Origin of the sequence: Actinopolymorpha rutila (assembly GCF_013407855.1) — a bacterium.
GTDB lineage: Bacteria > Actinomycetota > Actinomycetes > Propionibacteriales > Actinopolymorphaceae > Actinopolymorpha > Actinopolymorpha rutila.
In genome coordinates this window covers 2597378-2616415 of the sequence record NZ_JACBZH010000001.1, presented here as the reverse complement: position 1 = coordinate 2616415, position 19038 = coordinate 2597378, and the positions used below count along the sequence as shown (strand labels likewise).

The window sequence follows — 19038 nt, the reverse complement described above, 5'->3', positions numbered from 1 at the left end:
CCCAGGCGCCCCGAGGAGGCACCTTGATCACCGCCATCGTGTTCGTCCAGGCAGATGTCGCGCGCATCCCGGAGGTGGCCCAGGAGATCGCCGAGCTCGACGGCGTGAGCGAGGTCTACTCCGTCACCGGTGACATCGACCTGATCGCGCTGGTCCGCGTGCGCGAGCACGACCAGGTGGCCGACGTCGTGGCCGACCGGCTCAACAAAGTGCCGGGCGTGCTGTCCACCGAGACCCACATCGCGTTCCGTGCCTACTCCCAGCACGACCTGGAGGCGGCGTTCAGCCTGGGAAGTCCGGAGTAGGGCGGGCTAACTGCGGGCCGCGGCCACCCAGCGCTTGAGGGTCGCCTCGGCCCGTCCCTCGTCCACCGAGCCCACGGCACGCGCGTAGCCCGCGCGGATCCGGTCCAGCAGCGGCTCGGAGGACGGCTCGTGCACGGCGAGCGCGGCGGCGGCGTTCAGGAGCACCGCGTCCCGCACCGGCCCGCGTTCGCCCGCGAGCACCCGCCGGCAGACGTCTGTGTTGAACGTCACGTCGCCACCGCGCAGTGCGTCCGCCGGCGCCGGGGCGATCCCCAGGTCGGCCGGGTCCAGCTTCTCCTCGTTCACCTCGCCCGCGCGCACGACCCACACCGACGACGTGGTCGTGGTGGTGAGTTCGTCCAGCCCGTCGTCGCCGCGGAAGACGAAAGCGTCCACGCCGCGCGCGGCGAACACGCCGGCGACGATCCGCGCCATCCTCGGGTCGGCAACACCCACCGCCTGCGCCTGCGGCCGGGCGGGGTTGGACAGCGGCCCGAGGAGGTTGAACGTCGTGGGCACGCCGAGCTCGCGCCGGGTCTGGGCGGCGTGGCGCATCGCGGCGTGGAAGTGGGGGGCGAAGCAGAACGTGATGCCCACCTCGGAGGCGATCTCCGCGACCCGGGCGGGCGGGAGGTCCAGCGGTATGCCGAGGGACTCCAGCAGGTCGGCCGCACCACACAGGGACGAGGCGCTGCGACTGCCGTGCTTGGCCACCCGGGCACCCGCACCGGCGGCGACCAGGGCGGCCATCGTGGAGATGTTGACGGTGTGCGCACCGTCCCCGCCGGTACCCACCACGTCGACCGCGCGCCCGGGCACCTCGATCGTGCGGGCGTGGGCGTACATCGCACGGACCATGCCGTCGACCTCGTCGACGGTCTCCCCCTTGAGGCGCAGGGCCACGGCGAATCCCGCCACCTGCACCGGGGTGATCTGCCCGTCGAGGATCTCGCCCATCGCCCAGGACGCCTGCTCGGAGGTGAGGTCCTCCCCGCGCAGGAGCAGGCCGAGGAGTCGCGACCAGGTCAGGGCCGGCTGCTGCACCATGACGGCCGGCTCATCGACCGGACGTGGCGGCCAGGCGCTGCCGGGCGAGGGCGACCGTCGCCCGGCACAGTGCCACCGGGTCGATGGGGTAGGGCACCGCCGCCTCGGCCCGCGACCAGGTGGCCAGCCAGGCGTCCTGGACCCGTCCGGTGAGCACCAGGATCGGCGGGCAGTTGAAGATCTCGTCCTTGAGCTGACGGGCGATGCCCATGCCGCCGGCCGGGACCGCCTCCCCATCGAGGATGACGACGTCGATGCCGCCGGCGTCGAGCGCCTTGAGGACGGCGTACTGCGTCGCGCACTCGACGAACTCCACCGGGGGGAGATCGCGTTCGGGCCGCTTGCCGATGCCGAACCTCACCTTGTCGCGGGTCGTCCGGTCGTCGGAGTAGACGAGAATCCGGAGGGAGCCCGGGGGCGAGCCGGCTGTCGAACCGGACTGGGACGCGGTGGCTTCAGCGCTCATCGGGGTGTCCTCGGCGAGAGTTCGTCACTGGCGGGCGGCGTCGGTCAGGACGCCTGTCGGCGTACGGCGGTGATGTTACCCGGCTCGCCTCCGCCTGCCCGACCCGCGGGCGCCGGGGGCCGCCCGAAGGCGGCGGGGATCGACCGACATAATGGCGCACGTGGCGACAGCAACCGTAGAACCCACCGCGCGCTTCCACGGCCACCCGAACCGCCCCTCGATGGTCAGCGTCGGGACGATCGTGTGGCTCGCGAGCGAGCTGATGTTCTTCGCCGCGCTCTTCGCGGCATATTTCACGATTCGGGCGGTATCCCCGGACCTCTGGGCGCAGGAAACGGCGAAGCTCAACGTCCCCTTCGCGTTCGTCAACACGACGGTGCTTGTGCTGTCGTCGGTGACCTGCCAGATGGGCGTCTTCGCCGCCGAGCGCGGCCAGGTGGGACGCGCCGGCAGCATCCTGAACCCCGCCAAGTGGGGCCTGCGGGAGTGGTTCGTCCTCACCTATCTCATGGGTGCGTTCTTCATCGGCGGCCAGACCTACGAGTACTCCGAGCTGATCCACGAGGGTGTCTCGATCTCCTCCACGGCGTACGGCTCGGTGTTCTTCCTCACCACCGGCTTCCACGGCCTGCACGTGACCGGCGGCCTGATCGCCTTCCTGCTGGTCCTCGGTCGTACGTTCATGACGAAGCGGTTCACGCATGAGCAGGCGGTGAGCGCCATCGTGGTGTCGTACTACTGGCACTTCGTCGACGTCGTGTGGATCGGACTCTTCGCGACCATCTATCTCATCAAGTAGGACGGAGCTGGAAGACGTGCCTTTCGGCGTCCGGGGTCGCCCCCGGTTCCACACGGTCGGGTTCCGGGCTCGTCCCCGGTTGAGCACCATCCTCAGCGCGCGACGTCGCAACCGGTTCGCCGGTCTGGTCGTCGTGGCCCTGGCATTGACGGTCTTCGGCGGCGTCTACGCCGTCGCCTCCCCGTCGTCGAAGGCGTCCGCCGACGCCGCCCAGTCGACACAGGTCGATCAGGGTCGCAAGCTGTTCGCGGTGAGCTGTTCCTCCTGCCACGGCATGAACGCGCAGGGGACCAACGCCGGTCCGCCGCTGATCGGCGTCGGCGCCGCCGCGGTCGACTTCCAGGTCGCCACCGGGCGGATGCCGGCCCAGCAGCCGGGCGCCCAGATCCCGAAGAAGCCGGTCGCCTTCAGCGACCAGGAGATCGCCGCGCTGGCGGCCTACGTCGCCTCGCTCGGGCCGGGCCCGTCGGTGCCCTCCAAGCAGGACCTCAACACGTCCGACCTCAGCGATGCCGAGATCGCCCAGGGCGGTGAGCTGTTCCGCACCAACTGCGCCTCCTGTCACAACGTGGCCGGCAAGGGCGGCGCGCTCACGTGGGGCAAGTACGCCCCCAACATCGACAGCACCACGAACAGGCACATCTATGAGGCCATGCTCACCGGCCCGCAGAACATGCCCGTGTTCTCCGACCAGGTGATCACCCCGAAGAACAAGCGGCAGATCATCGCCTACCTCGACGAGCTGAAGCACCAGCCGAGCCAGGGCGGGTTCGGCCTCGGCGGCCTGGGCCCGGTGAGCGAGGGCATCGCCGCCTGGCTGGCCGGATTGGCCGCCTGCGTCGCCCTCGCGGTGTGGATCGCGGCCAAGACCGCACGGACCAACGGAAAGGGAGCACAGGGCAAATGAGCGACGAGAGCTCTCGTGGCGAGGTTCCCGTCCCGACCGGCCAGACCGGCACCGGGTACGACCACCCGGTGCCCAATCCCGGTCTGCCGGCGCACGAGCCGCGTCCCACCGACGTAGACGAGCGCGCCGCCAAGCGCGCGGAGCGTCAGGTCGCCACGATGTTCGGCCTGGCCACGCTGCTGACGCTCGGCTTCGTGGTCGCCTACTTCGCCGTCCCCACCGACGCGTCCTTCCTCGGCTTCGGCGCGTCCAACTTCATCATGGGCTGCACACTCGGCCTCGCACTGTTGCTGATCGGGATCGGCGCGGTCCAGTGGGCCCGCAAGCTGATGTCCGACAACGAGATGGTCGAGGAGCGCCACCCGGCCAAGTCGAACGACGAGGAGCGCGCCGAGGCCATCGCGACCGTCCGGCAGGGCGCCGAGGAGAGCGGGATCGGCCGCCGCAAGCTGATCCGCAACTCCCTGATCGGTGCGCTGGCCGCGCTCGGGCTGCCCGTGATCGTGCTGTTGCGTGACCTCGGCCCGCTGCCCGGCAACGCCTCCGCGCACACGATCTGGCGGCGCGGCACCCGGATCGCCAACGACGTGACCTTCGAGCCGATCAAGGCCGAGGACCTCGAGCTCGGCCAGTTGGTCAACGGCGTACCCATCACGCTGGAGAAGGTGCCCGAAGGCGTCGAACGCCAGGACGCCCGGGCGAAGTCGTCGGTGATCGTCGTCCGGATGAAGGAAAACGACATCCGGGCCCTGCCGAACCGCCGCAACTGGGGCGTTTCCGGCATTCTGTGCTACTCCAAGGTGTGCACTCACGTCGGCTGCCCGGTTAACCTGTGGGAACAGCAGACACACCAGGTCCTCTGCCCCTGCCACCAGTCGACGTTCAACCTCGCCGACAATGGAAGGGTCGTCTTCGGGCCGGCTGCGCGGTCGCTGCCACAGCTGCCGATCATGGTCGACGCCGAGGGATACCTGGTCGCCCAAAGCGACTTCACCGAGCCCGTCGGACCGAGTTATTGGGAGCGCGGATGAGCAGCGCGACACCACACCCCCTCGGCAAGCCACTGGAGTTCCTCGACGACCGCATCGGCCTGGCCAAGCTGGTCAAGAAGAACATCCGCAAGGTCTTCCCCGACCACTGGTCGTTCCTGCTCGGTGAGATCGCGCTCTACAGCTTCATCATCTTGTTGCTGTCGGGCACCTTCCTGACGCTGTGGTTCAAGCCGAGCATGCAGGAGGTCGTCTACAGCGGCCCCTACCTGCCGTTGCGCGGCGTCCACATGTCCGAGGCGTTCGCCTCGACGCTGCACATCTCCTTCGACGTGCGCGGCGGGCTGCTGATGCGGCAGATCCACCACTGGGCGGCGATGCTGTTCATCGGCGCCATGACGCTGCACATGCTGCGGACGTTCTTCACCGGCGCCTTCCGCAAGCCGCGGGAGCTCAACTGGCTGCTCGGCACCATCCTGCTGCAGCTGGGCCTGGTCGAGGGCTTCACCGGCTACTCCCTCCCCGACGACCTGCTCTCCGGCACCGGTCTGCGGTTCATCGAGGGTCTGCTGCGGGCGTTCCCGGTGGTCGGCACATACCTGTCGTACTTCGTGTTCGGCGGGGCGTTCCCGGGTGACGTCGTGATTCCACGCCTGTACCCCGTGCACATCCTGCTGCTGCCCGGAGTCATCCTGGCGCTCATCACGGCACACCTGGCACTGGTCGTCTACCACAAGCACACCCAGTTCCCGGGTCCCGGACGGACCAACCAGAACGTCGTCGGCTACCCGCTGCTTCCGGTGTACATGGCCAAGGCCGGTGGCTTCTTCTTCATCGTCTTCGGCGTCACCGCCCTGATGGGCGCGCTCTTCCAGCTGAACCCGGTCTGGGTGTACGGGCCGTACAGCCCGTCCCAGGTCGGTGCCGGCACTCAGCCCGACTGGTACATGGGCTGGGTCGAGGGCGGGCTGCGCATCATGCCCAACTGGGAGACCCACGTAGCGGGCTTCACCATCAGCTGGAACATCTTCATCCCGGGCTTCGGCCTGCTCGGGCTGATGGCGGTCGTCCTCGCGCTCTACCCGTTCATCGAGTCCTGGGTGACCGGTGACCGACGCGAGCACCACCTGCTGGACCGGCCCCGCAACCAGCCGGTGCGGACCGCGTTCGGTGTGGCCGGGATGACGTTCTACGGCCTGCTGTGGATCGGCGGCGGTAACGACATCATCGCCACCACGTTCCACCTGTCGATCAACTCCATCACCTGGTTCCTCCGCTTCGCGGTGTTCATCGGGCCGGTGATCGCGTTCCTGATCACCAAACGGACCTGCATCGGCCTGCAGCGCCGGGACCGGGAGCGGCTGCTCCACGGCCGGGAGACGGGCATCGTCATGCGGGCCCCCAACGGCGAGGTCAGCGAGATCCACGCGCCCCTCGACCCGGAGGAGGCCTGGACGATCTCCAGCCACGACCGTCAGGAGCCGCTCGAGGTCGGTTCGGGGGTGGACGCCCACGGCGTGGCAGACCCCCACTTCCGGCGGCGGAAGCTACGGGCGCGTGCGTCCCGCTTCTACTTCAGTGACCAGATGCAGGTGCCGACGAAGGCCGAGCTGGAGGCCGCTCACGGCAACGGCCACGGCCACGAGCTGGCCAACGGCAACGGCCACGCCCGCGAGCTGGCCGACGGCAACGGTCACGCCGACGGTACGAAGCAGGTCGGCGCCGGCGGCGGGAGTTCCCGCTCCGAGCACTGAGCAGACACCAGCCCACTCAGCACCTGTGCCGCGGTCCACCACCTGGTGGCCGCGGCACAGTGCTGTTCAGGGCCGGTTTGCAGGTCCCTGCATCACGCGCCTGGGCGAGAATCCCGACACCTCCGCCCGATCCGGCCTCCCGGAGCCGGGCGCGCAGCCTGTCCCGGAAGGTGATCAACGGGATGATCGCCATCGGAACCGGCCCGAGCAGGCAGATCAGCGCGCTGGTGGGGTTTCCGGCCACGGTGCCGGTGCCCGCCGACTCCAGCAGAGCGTTCGCCCGGGTCTCCAGCTGTGCGGCCCGGTCGAGCACCAGGTCTGCCAGGAAGGCGTCCAGGTCGCTGAAGTGCCGATGCCGCACGCCCCTGGCGCAGCCCGCCTCGTCGGCCACCGCCCTGCTGGTCAGCCCGCTCGGTCCCTCGCGCAGCAGCACGCGTTCGGCCGCGTCGAACGCCTGCTGCCGCGTCACGAAGGTGCACCCCGGTCGGCACTCACGACCGGGCCCGGCCCGGCTACCCGGACGCCCTGGTGGCGCAATTCGTCGCCGGGAGGCCCGGACCTGACGTACTCGACGTCGGCTGTGGTACCGGCATCGCGGCTCGCCAGTTCCACGCCGTCGGGTGCAGCGTGCTCGGCGTCGAGCGCGATGCGCAGATGGCAGCGTTCGCGACAGCGCGCGGCTGCGGGTCGAGGTGGCGACGTTCGAGGCCTGGCAGCCGGTCGGCCGGACGTTCGACACGGTGATCGCGGCCCAGGCCCGGCGCCGGGTGGACCAGGTGGCCAGCACCGTGAAGGCCGCACAGGTGCTGCGCGCGGGAGGGCCGTAGTACTGCCATCGACGGGCTGGGCGGGCGGTTCACGATGCGTTTCACCACCCTGGCGACGACCGCGGTCCGTGCCACTCACGCCACCTGATCGCCGGTCCCACGAACACGGAACGGACCCCACGTCCTCGTGGACGTGGGGTCCGTTCTCCGTGTTCGGCCTCGCTCACTACAGCGCGCTGCCGGCCTTCCAGTCGCTCCAGGAGACGTTCCAGTCGCCGTACCCGTTGCCGGTGGTCTGCATCGGGGAGCCGTCCTTGCTGGACACCTCCACCGGGTCACCTACGTGGGACACGTGCCACAGCCATCCGGAGTTCTTGAGGTTCATCCCCACACAGCCGTGGCTGGTGTTTGCGTGGCCCTGCGAGTGGACCGACCAGGGCGCGGTGTGCAGAAACTCACCGCTCCAGGTCAGTCGGAGCGCCCACCGACCGATGAGGCGGTAATGCTCCTTCTCCCCGATGGCTTCGTTCTTGAAGAGGACCTTCTCCCGCTTCTCCAGGATCACCTTGGTGCCGCTGCGGGTCCGCCAGCCCTTCTTGCCGCCGGTCACCGGGATGGTGCGCGCAAGCTTCCCGTCGATGTAGACCTTGGCGGTGTGGGTGCGGTCGAGGTCGACCTTGGTGACCACCGAGTTGGTGATGCTGAACGTGCGGACCTTGTCCCTGATCCCCCACGCCCCGTTGCCGGCGTCGAAGTCCTTGGTGTTGACCTTCAGTGTCACGTTGGTGTGCGCCGGCCAGTAGGTCTTCGGACGGTAGTGGACCTCGGAGTCGTTGAACCAGTGCCAGGCCCCCTCGACCGGCTTGGACGTCTCCAGCACGAGCCGCTTCTGCGCCGCGGCGCGATCCGTGACCGGCTCGGTGAACTTCACGATGATCGGCATCCCCACGCCGACGTTGTAGCCGTTCAGCGGAGTGACGTCGGTGCCCAGTACCTTGGCCGGCGGCGCGGTGGTGAAGCTCTGGCTGAGGTCGGTCGCCCGCCCGTGGGCGTTCTTCGCGCTCGCCGTGACCTTGTAGGTCCGGCCGGGCAGGAGTGCGCCGGCCTTGGCGGTCCAGACCGTCCTGGCGGCGTTCAGCGTCCCCTGGAGGTCGTCGACGCCCTCACTGGTGACTGTGACCTTCTCGAGCTTGCCTCCACTGGCGGAGACCTTCACCGGGTCGCTGAGTGCCACCTTCGCCGACTTCTTCCCCGAAAGCGCGATCTTGACCGGCGGGGTCGTCTTCTTGGGAGTCGCCGCCGAGTGCTTGCCCGGATTGGCGTTCGCCTCGATCGGCTCGCTCGTGGACTTCGACTGGCATCCGACCACCAGCACCATCGCCAGCAGCGCTGCCAACACCCCTGCTCTACGCACCGCTGACCGCATGCGCCCCCGATTCCCCATGAATGCTCCTGTCCCGGCGGACCTACTCAGGTCAGGTCGATCCCCCCTGCAGGGACCTCCGGGTGGAAGACGTTCTGATCCCCCGGAAAGTTGCACGTGAGTAGGTGTGTCCGAACAAAGAATACTGAACCGGATCAAGCGAACACAGGACGAGGGGCCGGTCCAGGTGGACCGGCCCCTCGACCAGGCTGGACGCGCTACGACCCGGCGTTCAGCTAGCGGTGATCAGTGCGCGTGCTCCCCGCGGTAGTACTCGAAGACCATGCCGAGCACGGACATCGCACCGACCCCGGCGCCGATGATGAAGAGCCACCAGCCGAAGACGATGCCGAGCACGATCACCGACAGGGACGCCGCGCAGGCCAGCGGCCACCAGCTGTGCGGGCTGAAGAAGCCGAGCTCGCCGGCCCCCTCCGCGATCTCGGCGTCCTTGCGGTCCTCCGGCCGCGGGCCCACCCGGCGGGCCGTGAGGAGCACGTAGAACGCCACCAGCGCGGCGAGCAGCGTGGTCATCACCAGCGCGCTGGTCCCGGTCGGGTCGTGGGACAGGAACCAGTAGATGGGCGTGACGATGATGAAGAATCCGGTCAGGATCGCGAAGATGTATCCCTCGGCCTTCACGAGCGGTCCTTCCGGTTCTGCTGCGAGCTGGAGTGGAGTTGGCTGTCGCGGCCGCTGTGCTCGGGCACGTCGGCGACACCGTGCGGGTCGTTCTGCGCGAGTTCGAGCAGAGCGATCTCCGGGTGGTGGACGTCGAACGCCGGGCTTTCGGAGCGGATCCGCGGGATCGAGGTGAAGTTGTGCCGCGGCGGCGGGGACGAGGTGGCCCACTCGAGCGAACGGCCCCAGCCCCACGGGTCGTCGACCCCGACCTTCGGCGCCTTCCAGGACAAGATCACGTTGAGCAGGAACGGCAACGTGGACATCCCCAGCAGGAAGGCGCCGATGGTGGAGACGGTGTTGAGGGTCGCGAAGCCGTCCTGGACGGTGTAGTCGGCGTACCGGCGGGGCATGCCCTCCACGCCCAGCCAGTGCTGGACCAGGAAGGTCAGGTGGAAGCCGAAGAACAGCGTCCAGAAGTGGATCTTCCCGAGCGTTTCGTTCAGCATCCGGCCGGTCATCTTCGGCCACCAGAAGTAGAAGCCCGCGAACATCGCGAACACCACGGTGCCGAAGACGACGTAGTGGAAGTGGGCGACCACGAAGTAGGTGTCACTGACGTGGAAGTCCAGCGGCGGGGCGGCGAGGATCACGCCGGTGAGCCCACCGAAGAGGAAGGTCACCAGGAAGCCGATCGACCACAGCATCGGCGTCTCGAAACTGACCGAGCCGCGCCACATCGAGCCGATCCAGTTGAAGAACTTCATTCCGGTCGGCACTGCGATGAGGAACGTCATGAACGAGAAGAACGGCAGGTCGACCTGGCCGGTCACGAACATGTGGTGCGCCCAGACCGCCACCGACAGGGCGGCGATCCCCATGGTGGCCATCACCATGCCGACGTAGCCGAACAGCGGTTTGCGGCTGAACACCGGAATGATCTCGGTGATGATCCCGAAGAACGGCAACGCGATGATGTAGACCTCGGGGTGACCGAAGAACCAGAACAGGTGCTGCCACAGCAGCGGACCCGCACCGCCGTTGCCCGGGTCGAACACGTGGGCACCGAACTGCCGGTCTGCCTCCAGCATCAGCAGGGCGCCGGCCAGGATCGGGAACGCGATCAGCGCGAGCACGCTGGTCACCAGGACGTTCCAGGTGAAGATCGGCATCCGGAACATCGTCATGCCCGGCGCCCGCATGCAGAAGATCGTGGTGACGAAGTTGACCGAGCCGAGGATGGTTCCCAGACCGGCGATGTAGAGCCCCATCACCCACAGGTCACCACCGACGCCCGGGGTCCGCACCGCGTCGGAGAGCGGGGTGTACGCCGTCCAGCCGAAGTCCGGCGCCCCGGACGGGGTCAGGAACGAGCTCAGCACGATCAGGCCACCGAACAGGAACATCCAGTAGCTGAGCATGTTCATCCGCGGGAACGCGACGTCCGGCGAACCGATCTGCAGCGGCATGACCACGTTGGCGAACCCGACGAACAGCGGCGTCGCGAACAGCAGCAGCATGATCGTGCCGTGCATGGTGAACAGCTGGTTGTAGAGCAGCTCGCCGTTGGTCTTGCCGAGGATCTGCATGCCGGGGCGGGCGAGCTCGGACCGCATGATCAGCGCCATCAGGCCGGCGACCAGGAAGAACGCGAACGACGTGACGAGGTAGAGGTGACCGATCACCTTGTGGTCGGTGGTGGTCATCCACGACACGATCTTCGCGCCCGTACTGCGGCGGCGTACCGGCTCGGTCGGGAAGTCGGACGCCTGCCGGCGCTCACTGAGAATGGTCACTTGGTCCCTCCCTCGCCTTCCGTCTGCAGCCCCTGCTGGGTCCGTGCGGCCGCGCCGCCGAGGTTCAGGCCCGTCTGGCCCTTGGCCTTCAGCTGACGCAGGTGCGCGGCGTACTTCTCCTGGCTCACCACATGCACGGTGAACAGCATCCGGGAGTGGTAGACGCCGCAGAGTTCGGCGCACTTGCCGGCGAACTCACCCTCCTTGGTGGGGGTCAGCTCGAAGTAGTTGGTCTTGCCCGGGAAGACGTCCATCTTGAACAGGAACGCCGGGATGAAGAACGAATGGACCACATCGGGCGAGTTGAGCTTGAAACCGACCTTCTCCCCCACGGGCAGGTAGAGCGTCGGAAGGTGCTCGGGGTTCCCGGTCTCCCACACCGTGCCGACACCGGGAGCGTTCTCGTAGTTGAACGTCCAGCTCCACTGCTGGCCCACGACGTTGACGACGTTGGTGGGCGGGTCGTTCTTGTCGACCTTGAGGATGGCGTTCTGGTCGCGCACGGTGAAGAAGAACAGCACCGCGATGATCACGAACGGCACCGCGGAGTAGAGGATCTCGATCGGCAGGTGGTAACGGACCTGCGGCGGAACGGAGTCGTCCCGGCGGCGGTAGGCGATCACCGCCCAGATGATCAGGCCCCAGACCAGCACGCCGACCGCGAGCGCGGCGATCCAGGCGCCCTGCCACAGACTCAGCGTGTGGGTGGCCCGGTCACTCGCCGGCGGGGGCATGCCGCCCCGCTTCCAGGTGTCCAACTGCTCGGTGGAGCATCCACTCACCACGAGCAGGGCGATGCCTACGAGCGACGCCACGGACGCCCTGCGCAGAATCGGGCGCGGAGCGCGTTCGCCAGCGTTCGACCTCACGGGATGCCTTTCTCCCTCAGACCCTCCGCACCGGCGATTACACAGACCCACCGGGTGCACAGCGGCGCAACCTCGTATCAGCGACAGAAACCCTACTCGCAGGACTTGTCCGCACCGTCCGCACCCTCCCGGCGGGCGGACGGTCCCGATCAGGGCACAGCGACGGACGCCCCGGCGGACAGCCGGCCGGCTCAGGAAGAGGTGATTTGCTCCTGGACGCGGGTGAGCATGGGCTCGACGTCGGCCGCGGCGTCGTCGCCGTACGCCTCGGCGAGCCGGCCGAGGAAGGTCTCCCGGGTGAGGTGATACTCCTGCGGGCCGACAGTCTCGATCACGTGCGCGGCGAGCAGGCAGCCGACCTGCGCGGCCCGCTCGAGGTCGAGTCCCCAGCCGACCGAGGCCAGGAAACCGGCGCGGAAGCCGTCGCCGACGCCGGTGGGGTCGACCAGGCCGTGCACGGGTGCGACGCCCACGTGGATGGGCGCCTCGCCCTTGCGGTGGATGCGGACACCCTCCGATCCGAGCGTGGTGACGACCACGCCGACCCGGGTCAGGATCTCCTCGGTGTTCCAGCCGGTCTTCTGCTCGGTCAGCGCGGATTCGTACTCGTTGGAGAGGAAGTACGTGGCGCCGTCGATCAGCTCACGGATCAGCTCGCCGTCGGACCAGGCGAGCTGCTGGGAGGGGTCGGCGGCGAACGCGTAGCCGCGGTCCCGGCACTCGTCGGTGTGCCGGCGCATCGCCTCGGGGTCGTTGGCGCCGACCACCACGAGGTCGAGCCCACCGACGCGTTCGGCCACGGGGGCGAGCTCGATCTTCCTGGCCTCGCTCATCGCGCCGGGGTAGAACGTGGCGATCTGGGCGTGTGCGGAGTCGGTCGTGCACACGAATCTCGCGGTGTGGTGTTCGTCACTGGTGTGCACCGACCCACAGTCGACGCCGTGCCGCTGCAGCCACGAGCGGTAGTCGGCGAAGTCGTGGCCGACCGCACCGACGAGGACGGGGTCCAGGCCGAGGCAGGCCATGCCGAACGCGATGTTGGCGGCGACGCCACCCCGGCGCACCTCGAGGTCGTCGGCGAGGAACGACACCGAGATCTTGTCCAGCTGGTCGACCACGAGCGAGTCGCGGAACTTGCCGCCGAACGTCATGAGGTGGTCGGTGGCGATCGACCCGGTAACCGCGATTGGCACGAAGAATTCCCCTTACGGAATGGTCGGACGGCGAACCGGCAGCTCACCATACCGAGGGCGGCCCCGTCCGCGTCGCGCTCGGCCCCGCGAGTCCGGCCGGGCCGGGCGCCTCCCCGTAGGCCTCCCCTCCCCCTGAGCCCCGGTGCGGCGCGTCGCCAGGGCCCGGCCCGCGGCCGGAACCGGCGGCGGCGGGACCGCGTCCATGTGGCGGGCAGGTGTTCGCCCCGGTCGCGGCTTCGCCGTGGTCATCTGGCACCACCGGTCCTCGCCGGTACGCCGGCAGAGCCAGGCACCTCGACGTCCCCGGGGGAACACATGAGGTCACCGTCCGCGGGTCCCGTCCGTCCCGTACGCACAGCCGGCATGCCGGCCACCCTGGCCGTTCTGGCCGTGCTCGCCCTGCTCACCTCGTGCGGAGCCGGTACGACCGCCGAGTCCGGAGACCAGCCGGACTCGCCCACGCCGTCGGCCACCGCCTCGGCCCAGCCCACACCCTCGGCCACCCCCTCAACCGCCCCGTCGAAGACCTCCTCCCCCGGCCCGACCCGGCCACCGGGCGGGAAGGACGGTAAGGGCGACGACCGGCCCGGCATGCCGCCGGCCAGGCCGCCCGACGACAACTGGCAGCCGCTGATCCGGGTGGACGCGGCCGACGGCACGCCCACCGCCCGAACTCTGAAGGTGCACTACACCCTGCCGACGCCGTGCTCGCCCGGCCTGCGGCGCGCCGAGGTCACCGAACGCGCCGACGCGGTGGTGGTCAAACTGCACCGCGACCCGCCCGGTAGGAGCGACGTGATCTGCGCCCAGGTGATCAAGGAGCACGCCGTGGACGTCCATCTGGACGCGCCGGTCGGTGACCGGCCGCTGGTCGACGGATCCTCCGGCCGGGTGGTCAAGCTACGCGGCTGACGATCCTCACCGCCCGTGGCGGCAGGCGGCCCTCGCGAGAGCCGTTCGCTTCCGGACGCTCAGCCGCCGACCGCGACGCCGGCGGGCCAGGGCCCGCTGCCGCCCTCGTCGCCCACGGTGCCCGCGGGTGTCGGCGAGCCCGCCCACACCGGACCGTCCGGGTAGCGGTAGTCGGCGAGCGTCTCCGGGCGGAGCTCCGCCGACATGCCGGGCGCGGTCGGCGCGACATAGGCGCCTTCCACGATCCGCACCGGGTCGGCGAAGTGCTCGTGCAGGTGGTCGACGTACTCCACCACCCGGTCGGGCCGGTGCCCGGCGACGGCCACCTCGTCGAACATCGCCAGGTGCTGGACGAGTTCGCACAGGCCGACTCCTCCGGCGTGCGGACACACGGGTACGCCGAATTTCGCGGCCAGCAACAGGATCGCGACGTTCTCGTTCACCCCGCCGACCCGGGCAGCGTCCGGCTGCAGGACGTCGATCGCACCAGCCTGCAACAGTTGCTTGACGATGACGCGGTTCTGGGCGTGCTCGCCGGTCGCCACCCGGATCGGCGCGACCTCGCGCCGGATCGCGGCGTGGCCGAGCACGTCGTCGGGTGAGGTCGGCTCCTCCACCCACCACAGGTCGAACTCGCGCAGCCGCTCCACCCAGCGCACCGCCTCCGCGACGTCCCAGCACTGGTTGGCGTCCACGGCGATCCGGACGTCCGGGCCGACCGCCCTGCGGGCCACGCCGAGCCGGCGCCGGTCGTCGTCGACGTCCCGGCCCACCTTCAGCTTGATCTGGCCGAACCCGTCCGCGACGGCCTGCCGGGACAGCCGGTCGACGGTCTCGTCGTCGTACCCGAGCCAGCCCGGCGTGGTGGTGTACGCCGCGAGCCCACGTGCGCGCAGGCGTTCCTCGCGGGCGGCGCGGCCGGGTTCGGCCGCCCGGAGCAGGTCGAGCGCCTCCTCCGGCGTGAGCGCGTCGCGGAGATAGCGCCAGTCGACCAGGCCGACGATCTGTTCCGGCGTCATCTCGGCGAGCAGCTTCCACACCGGCAGGCCCGCGCGGCAGCCGGCGAGGTCCCAGACGGCGTTGACGACTGCGCCGATGGCCATGTGCATCAGCCCCTTCTCGGGACCGAGCCAGCGGAACTGCGAGTCGTCCACGAGGTCGAAGTAGACGCGGCCGAGGTCGGCGCAGATCTCCTCCACGTCCCTGCCGACGAGGGCCGGGGCGAGCGCCCGGATCGCCGCGCACTGCACCTCGTTGCCCCGGCCGATGGTGAAGGCGAAGCCGTGTCCGTCGGGTCCGTCGCTGGTGCGCAGGACGACGTACGCCGCGGAGTAGTCGGGGTCGGGGTTCATGGCGTCGGAGCCGTGCAGCTCCCGGGAAGTCGGGAACCGCACGTCGTGTACGTCGACCGCGACCAGTTTCGCCACCGGGTCTCCTCGTTCTGGATGTTCTGGGGACTTGGCTTTTCGGGGCTTCTTCTCGGGGCTGTTTCTCGGGCTTGGCTGCTCAGACTTGGCGGTCCGGAGGGTGGGTTTGGGACTACCGGAGACGGCCGCACACGCGGCCACCCGAACCGTCAGACGACCACTAGGATCCGGAGTCAGCTTGCCACGTGGCCGGGCGGGGCCGGTCGACTGATCGCGGCGAGCGGCCGTCGGACCGTACGCCACGCCCCTGCCGTGTGCGAAGCAACGCGAAGCGAGGCGAAGCATGGGCAAGCGGGCCACGCAGCGGCACCGGCTGGGCACGAGCGACGTGGAAGTCACCCGGCTGGGGCTGGGAACCGCACCCCTGGGTGGGTTGTTCACCTCCGTCGCGGACGAAACCGCGGCCGCGGTGGTGACGGCCGCGCTGGACGCCGGCCTCGACTACCTCGACACCGCTCCGCTGTACGGCCACGGGACGGCCGAGCGCCGGGTGGGCGCGGCGCTGTCCGGGATCGGCCGTTCCGGGTACGTCCTGTCCACGAAGGTCGGCCGGCTGATCGTGCCCATAGAGGGCGCGGACGGCGACGGCGGGCCGAACGCCAACGGGTACGCCGACGCACCCCCTTCGGAGGCGACGTTCGACTACACCCGGGACGGCATCCTGCGGTCGGTGACCGAGAGCCTGGAACGCCTCGGCCTGGACAGGGTGGACATCCTCTACATCCACGACCCCGACGACCACGAGGAGGAGGCCCTCACGGTCGCCTACCCCGCGGTCCGCGAGCTGCGCGACCAGGGCGTGGTGCGGGCGATCGGCGTGGGCATGAACCAGTCCCGCATCCCGACCCGGTTCGTGCGCGAGACCGACGTCGACGCGGTGCTGCTGGCCGGGCGCTACACGCTGCTGGAGCAGCCCGGCGCCGAGGACCTGCTGCCGGCCTGCCTGGAGCGGGACACCTCGATCGTGATCGGTGGTGTCTACAACTCCGGCCTGCTGGCCGACCCCCGGCCGGGTGCGACGTACAACTACGCGGAGGCGCCGGCGCACCTGATCGCCCGGGCACAGGAGCTGGCCGGGATCTGCGAGCGGCACGGCGTACCCCTCAAGGCGGCGGCGATCCAGTTCCCGCTGTGGCACCCGGCGGTGGCCACGGTCCTCACCGGCGCCCGGAGCGTGGCCGAGCTGGAGGAGAACCTCGCGATGATGGAGTACGACGTCCCAGACGCGTTGTGGGACGACCTCGCCGACGCGGGGGTGAATCGGCATGGCGCCTGACGCCGGCGCCGGCCCGGCCGCTCCCGGCGGTGCCGGGGCGGCGGCCGACCCTGGCGGCGTGGACGCCCACCACCACGTCTGGGACCTGTCCGTCCGCCCGGAGCCGTGGATCGCGGGGCCGGAGATGGCCCCGATCGACCGGACGTTCCACCTGTCCGACCTCGCGCCGCATGCGAAGGCGGCCGGGGTGACCCGGACCGTGCTGGTGCAGACGGTGCCGGACGTCGACGAGACGCGGGACTTCCTCGCCCTCGCCGAGGGCAGCGACCTCGTGGGCGCGGTGACCGGCTGGGTCGATCTCACCGCGGACTCCGTGGCCGACGACCTCGCCGAACTGGCCGCCGCGCCGGGCGGACGGTACCTGCGCGCCATCCGGCACGGGGTGCAGGGCGAGGAGGACCCGGCCTGGCTGTCCCGGCCCGACGTCCGGCGTGGTCTCGCGGCGGTGGCGGGCGCCGGGCTGCGTTATGAGCTGCTGACGTTGCCGGTGCAGTTGCCGGCGGCGGTGGAGACGGTGGCGGCGCTGCCGGAGGCGTCGTTCGTGCTCGACCACTGCTCCAAGCCGGAAATCGCCGCGGGCCGGGACGAGCCGTGGGCCGGGCTGATCCGCCGGCTCGCCGCTCACCCCAACGTCACCTGCAAGCTGTCCGGGCTGGTGACCGAGGCCGACTGGGCGTCCTGGGACGTCGCCACCCTGCGGTCCTACGTCGACGTGGTGCTGGAGGCGTTCGGCCCGGACCGGGTGATGTTCGGCTCGGACTGGCCGGTGTGCCTGCTGGCCTCGTCGTACGCCGACTGGGTGGCGGCCGCCCGGGAGCTGACCGCGCACCTGGCCCCGGCCGAACGCGCGGACGTGTTCGGCGGCACCGCCCGCCGGGTGTACGCCCTGGACTGACCCCGGACTCACCGCCGTACTCCGAAACGCGGGCCGTCCCCACCCTGGTGTAGAACCTCCGACATGACCTACCGCATCGCCATCGCCGGCATGTCCACCGAGTCGAGCACGTTCACCACCCACCGCACCGGCCTGGACGACTTCCGCGTCGGCCGGGGTGAGGAGCTCGCCGACCGCTACCCGTTCCTGACCGACTGGCGGCTGCCGGAGCACCCCGAGGTGGAGTTCGTTCCGCTGCTGCAGGCGTCCGCGCTGCCGGGCGGTCAGGTGCTGCCGGAGGTGTACGACACGATCGAGGCGGAGATCCTGGAGCGGCTGCGGGCCACGCTGGACGAGGGTGAGCTGCACGGGTTCTACTTCGACATCCACGGCGCGATGGCGGTCGAGGGACGACGTGACGCGGAGGCCGCGCTGGCGCACCGGATCCGGTCCCTGGTGGGTTCGGACTGCGTGATCTCGGCGTCGATGGACCTGCACGGCCAGGTGTCGGAGGACCTCGCGGAGACCGTCGACCTGCTCACGGCCTACCGCACGGCACCGCACCTGGACTACGTCGAGACCCGCGAGCGCGCCGTACGCAACCTCGTCCGGTGCCTGGTCGAGGAGATCCGGCCGGTACGCGCGTGGGTGCGGGTGCCGGTGCTGCTCCCGGGCGAGAAGACCAGCACCCGGGTGGAGCCCGCGCGGTCGGTCTACGCCTCGGTCGAGGAGGCCGAACGCCTGGACGGCATCATGGACGCCTCGCTGTGGGTGGGGTACGCCTGGGCGGACGAGCCGCGCTCGGCGGCGACCGTCGTCGTGTACGGCACCGATCAGGACGTGGTCGGCGGCCAGGCGGAGCGGATCGCCCGGGCCTGGTGGGACGCCCGGGCCGACTTCGAGTTCTGCGCCCCGGCGGGACCCGCCGACTGGTGTGTGGCGCAGGCGTTCGAGTCCGGCCGGCGGCCCTTCTTCGTCAGCGACTCCGGTGACAACCCCACCGCTGGTGGGTCCAACGACGTCGCCTGGCTGCTCGGCCACCTGCTGGCCACCCCGGCGCTGGCCTCCGGTGAGCGCACCGCGATCTGGGCCAGCTGCGTCGCCCCCGACGCCGTACGCACCTGCGTGGACGCCGGTGTCGGCGCGCGGGTCGACGTCGAGGTCGGCGGGGTCTTCGGCGGCGGCGAGCCGGTGGCGATGAGCGGCGAGGTCACCCACGTCACCCGGGACGACCAGGTGGGCGGCGACATCGCGGTGGTGTGTTCCGGCGGCGTGTCCGCGGTGCTCACCAGCAGGCGCAAGCCGTTCCACTACGTCGCCCACCTGCAGGCGCTCGGGTTGGAGCCGGCCGACCACGACCTGACCGCGGTGAAGATCGGCTACCTCCAGCCCGACCTCTACCAGGCCGCCAAGGGCTGGGTGCTGGCGCTGACCCCAGGCGGCGTCGACCAGGACCTGCTCCGGCTGGGCCACCAGCACGTCGTCCGGCCGGTGCACCCGCTGGACGCCGACCTCGCCGACCCCGACCTGACTCCGGTGATCTTCGGGTAGGGACCGGTGTGGGCATGATCACCTAAGGTGGTCTACCTGCCTGCCGGGTGGGCTATCTGTCG

19 protein-coding genes and 1 pseudogene are annotated in these 19038 nt (G+C 70.0%); 11 read left to right on the top strand and 9 right to left on the bottom strand.

Annotation, left to right across the window (positions count from 1 at the left end; translation table 11 throughout):
- Nucleotides 1–23: 23 nt before the first annotated feature.
- Nucleotides 24–305, top strand: a complete 282-nt coding sequence (locus tag F4554_RS11720) for an Lrp/AsnC family transcriptional regulator (protein ID WP_179787410.1) — start codon at nucleotides 24–26, stop codon at nucleotides 303–305.
- Between the two features lie 6 nt (nucleotides 306–311).
- Here F4554_RS11720 and trpD read toward each other — a convergent pair whose 3' ends face one another.
- The gene (gene trpD / locus F4554_RS11715; protein ID WP_179787409.1) at nucleotides 312–1352 is read right to left on the bottom strand and encodes an anthranilate phosphoribosyltransferase; all 1041 of its coding nucleotides are present in this window, start codon (nucleotides 1350–1352) and stop codon (nucleotides 312–314) included.
- Nucleotides 1353–1362: 10 nt separating this feature from the next.
- Nucleotides 1363–1818, bottom strand: coding sequence for a response regulator transcription factor (locus F4554_RS11710; RefSeq protein WP_179787408.1), 456 nt, complete (start codon nucleotides 1816–1818; stop codon nucleotides 1363–1365).
- Between the two features lie 151 nt (nucleotides 1819–1969).
- On the opposite strand from F4554_RS11710, the gene ctaE reads away from it, so the two are divergent.
- The 4 genes from ctaE to qcrB all read left to right on the top strand — a co-directional run bounded on the left by ctaE (nucleotide 1970) and on the right by qcrB (nucleotide 6267).
- The gene (gene ctaE / locus F4554_RS11705; RefSeq protein WP_179787407.1) at nucleotides 1970–2617 is read left to right on the top strand and encodes an aa3-type cytochrome oxidase subunit III; all 648 of its coding nucleotides are present in this window, start codon (nucleotides 1970–1972) and stop codon (nucleotides 2615–2617) included.
- A gap of 79 nt (nucleotides 2618–2696) precedes the next feature.
- Nucleotides 2697–3524, top strand: coding sequence for a cytochrome bc1 complex diheme cytochrome c subunit (qcrC, locus tag F4554_RS11700; RefSeq protein WP_202889257.1), 828 nt, complete (start codon nucleotides 2697–2699; stop codon nucleotides 3522–3524).
- Nucleotides 3521–4555, top strand: a complete 1035-nt coding sequence (gene qcrA, locus F4554_RS11695) for a cytochrome bc1 complex Rieske iron-sulfur subunit (protein ID WP_179787405.1) — start codon at nucleotides 3521–3523, stop codon at nucleotides 4553–4555. The genes qcrC and qcrA overlap by 4 nt, the downstream gene beginning before the upstream one ends.
- Nucleotides 4552–6267 (top strand): cytochrome bc1 complex cytochrome b subunit, encoded by a 1716-nt coding sequence (qcrB, locus tag F4554_RS11690; protein ID WP_179787404.1) that lies wholly within the window; start codon nucleotides 4552–4554, stop codon nucleotides 6265–6267. The genes qcrA and qcrB overlap by 4 nt, the downstream gene beginning before the upstream one ends.
- A 16-nt stretch (nucleotides 6268–6283) precedes the next feature.
- Here qcrB and F4554_RS33005 read toward each other — a convergent pair whose 3' ends face one another.
- On the bottom strand, nucleotides 6284–6736 hold the full coding sequence (locus F4554_RS33005; protein WP_202889256.1) for a TetR family transcriptional regulator: 453 nt from the start codon (nucleotides 6734–6736) through the stop codon (nucleotides 6284–6286).
- A gap of 41 nt (nucleotides 6737–6777) precedes the next feature.
- On the opposite strand from F4554_RS33005, the pseudogene F4554_RS34000 reads away from it, so the two are divergent.
- Both F4554_RS34000 and F4554_RS33000 read left to right on the top strand, forming a co-directional pair.
- A pseudogene (locus tag F4554_RS34000) lies at nucleotides 6778–7011 on the top strand (class I SAM-dependent methyltransferase); the annotation flags it as partial.
- On the top strand, nucleotides 6960–7094 hold the full coding sequence (locus F4554_RS33000) for a hypothetical protein (protein WP_272956195.1): 135 nt from the start codon (nucleotides 6960–6962) through the stop codon (nucleotides 7092–7094). The pseudogene F4554_RS34000 and the gene F4554_RS33000, both read left to right, overlap by 52 nt.
- A 166-nt stretch (nucleotides 7095–7260) precedes the next feature.
- Here the strand turns inward: F4554_RS33000 and F4554_RS11675 are convergent, their stop codons facing one another.
- The 5 genes from F4554_RS11675 to F4554_RS11655 form a co-directional block, all read right to left on the bottom strand.
- The gene (locus F4554_RS11675; protein WP_337795978.1) at nucleotides 7261–8433 is read right to left on the bottom strand and encodes a L,D-transpeptidase; all 1173 of its coding nucleotides are present in this window, start codon (nucleotides 8431–8433) and stop codon (nucleotides 7261–7263) included.
- A gap of 270 nt (nucleotides 8434–8703) precedes the next feature.
- The gene (locus F4554_RS11670; RefSeq protein WP_179787403.1) at nucleotides 8704–9099 is read right to left on the bottom strand and encodes an aa3-type cytochrome oxidase subunit IV; all 396 of its coding nucleotides are present in this window, start codon (nucleotides 9097–9099) and stop codon (nucleotides 8704–8706) included.
- The gene (gene ctaD, locus F4554_RS11665) at nucleotides 9096–10874 is read right to left on the bottom strand and encodes an aa3-type cytochrome oxidase subunit I (RefSeq protein WP_476495313.1); all 1779 of its coding nucleotides are present in this window, start codon (nucleotides 10872–10874) and stop codon (nucleotides 9096–9098) included. Before ctaD ends, F4554_RS11670 begins: the two co-directional genes overlap by 4 nt.
- Nucleotides 10871–11689 carry an aa3-type cytochrome oxidase subunit II gene (ctaC, locus tag F4554_RS11660; protein ID WP_337795977.1) on the bottom strand — a complete coding sequence of 273 codons (819 nt, stop codon included), beginning with the start codon at nucleotides 11687–11689 and terminating at the stop codon, nucleotides 10871–10873. The genes ctaD and ctaC overlap by 4 nt, the downstream gene beginning before the upstream one ends.
- A gap of 245 nt (nucleotides 11690–11934) precedes the next feature.
- A complete protein-coding gene (locus F4554_RS11655; protein ID WP_179787402.1) occupies nucleotides 11935–12936 on the bottom strand; it encodes a PfkB family carbohydrate kinase in 1002 nt (333 codons plus the stop codon).
- 363 nt (nucleotides 12937–13299) lie between these two features.
- Here F4554_RS11655 and F4554_RS11650 point away from each other — a divergent pair, with 363 nt between their 5' ends.
- Entirely contained in the window at nucleotides 13300–13848 is a 549-nt protein-coding gene (locus F4554_RS11650; RefSeq protein WP_179787401.1) for a hypothetical protein, read from the top strand.
- Between the two features lie 59 nt (nucleotides 13849–13907).
- On the opposite strand, the gene F4554_RS11645 is transcribed toward F4554_RS11650, so the two are convergent.
- Nucleotides 13908–15275 carry an enolase C-terminal domain-like protein gene (locus tag F4554_RS11645; protein WP_179787400.1) on the bottom strand — a complete coding sequence of 456 codons (1368 nt, stop codon included), beginning with the start codon at nucleotides 15273–15275 and terminating at the stop codon, nucleotides 13908–13910.
- A 283-nt stretch (nucleotides 15276–15558) separates the two neighbouring features.
- Here F4554_RS11645 and F4554_RS11640 point away from each other — a divergent pair, with 283 nt between their 5' ends.
- The 3 genes from F4554_RS11640 to F4554_RS11630 all read left to right on the top strand — a co-directional run bounded on the left by F4554_RS11640 (nucleotide 15559) and on the right by F4554_RS11630 (nucleotide 18976).
- Nucleotides 15559–16551: an aldo/keto reductase gene (locus tag F4554_RS11640; RefSeq protein WP_179787399.1), complete on the top strand. Its 993-nt coding sequence runs from the start codon at nucleotides 15559–15561 to the stop codon at nucleotides 16549–16551.
- Entirely contained in the window at nucleotides 16541–17446 is a 906-nt protein-coding gene (locus F4554_RS11635; protein WP_179787398.1) for an amidohydrolase family protein, read from the top strand. Before F4554_RS11640 ends, F4554_RS11635 begins: the two co-directional genes overlap by 11 nt.
- Before the next feature lie 63 nt (nucleotides 17447–17509).
- Nucleotides 17510–18976: a M81 family metallopeptidase gene (locus tag F4554_RS11630; RefSeq protein ID WP_179787397.1), complete on the top strand. Its 1467-nt coding sequence runs from the start codon at nucleotides 17510–17512 to the stop codon at nucleotides 18974–18976.
- Nucleotides 18977–19038 lie beyond the last annotated feature (62 nt).

Excerpts from the sequence above, each read along its gene's own strand:
- trpD (WP_179787409.1), bottom strand. The coding sequence starts at position 1,352 with ATGGTGCAGCAGCCGGCCCTGACCTGGTCGCGACTCCTCGGCCTGCTC.
- F4554_RS11710 (WP_179787408.1), bottom strand. The coding sequence starts at position 1,818 with ATGAGCGCTGAAGCCACCGCGTCCCAGTCCGGTTCGACAGCCGGCTCG.
- ctaE (WP_179787407.1), top strand. The coding sequence starts at position 1,970 with ATGGCGCACGTGGCGACAGCAACCGTAGAACCCACCGCGCGCTTCCAC.
- qcrA (WP_179787405.1), top strand. The coding sequence starts at position 3,521 with ATGAGCGACGAGAGCTCTCGTGGCGAGGTTCCCGTCCCGACCGGCCAG.
- qcrB (WP_179787404.1), top strand. The coding sequence starts at position 4,552 with ATGAGCAGCGCGACACCACACCCCCTCGGCAAGCCACTGGAGTTCCTC.
- F4554_RS11650 (WP_179787401.1), top strand. The coding sequence starts at position 13,300 with ATGCCGGCCACCCTGGCCGTTCTGGCCGTGCTCGCCCTGCTCACCTCG.
- F4554_RS11640 (WP_179787399.1), top strand. The coding sequence starts at position 15,559 with ATGGGCAAGCGGGCCACGCAGCGGCACCGGCTGGGCACGAGCGACGTG.
- F4554_RS11635 (WP_179787398.1), top strand. The coding sequence starts at position 16,541 with ATGGCGCCTGACGCCGGCGCCGGCCCGGCCGCTCCCGGCGGTGCCGGG.
- F4554_RS11630 (WP_179787397.1), top strand. The coding sequence starts at position 17,510 with ATGACCTACCGCATCGCCATCGCCGGCATGTCCACCGAGTCGAGCACG.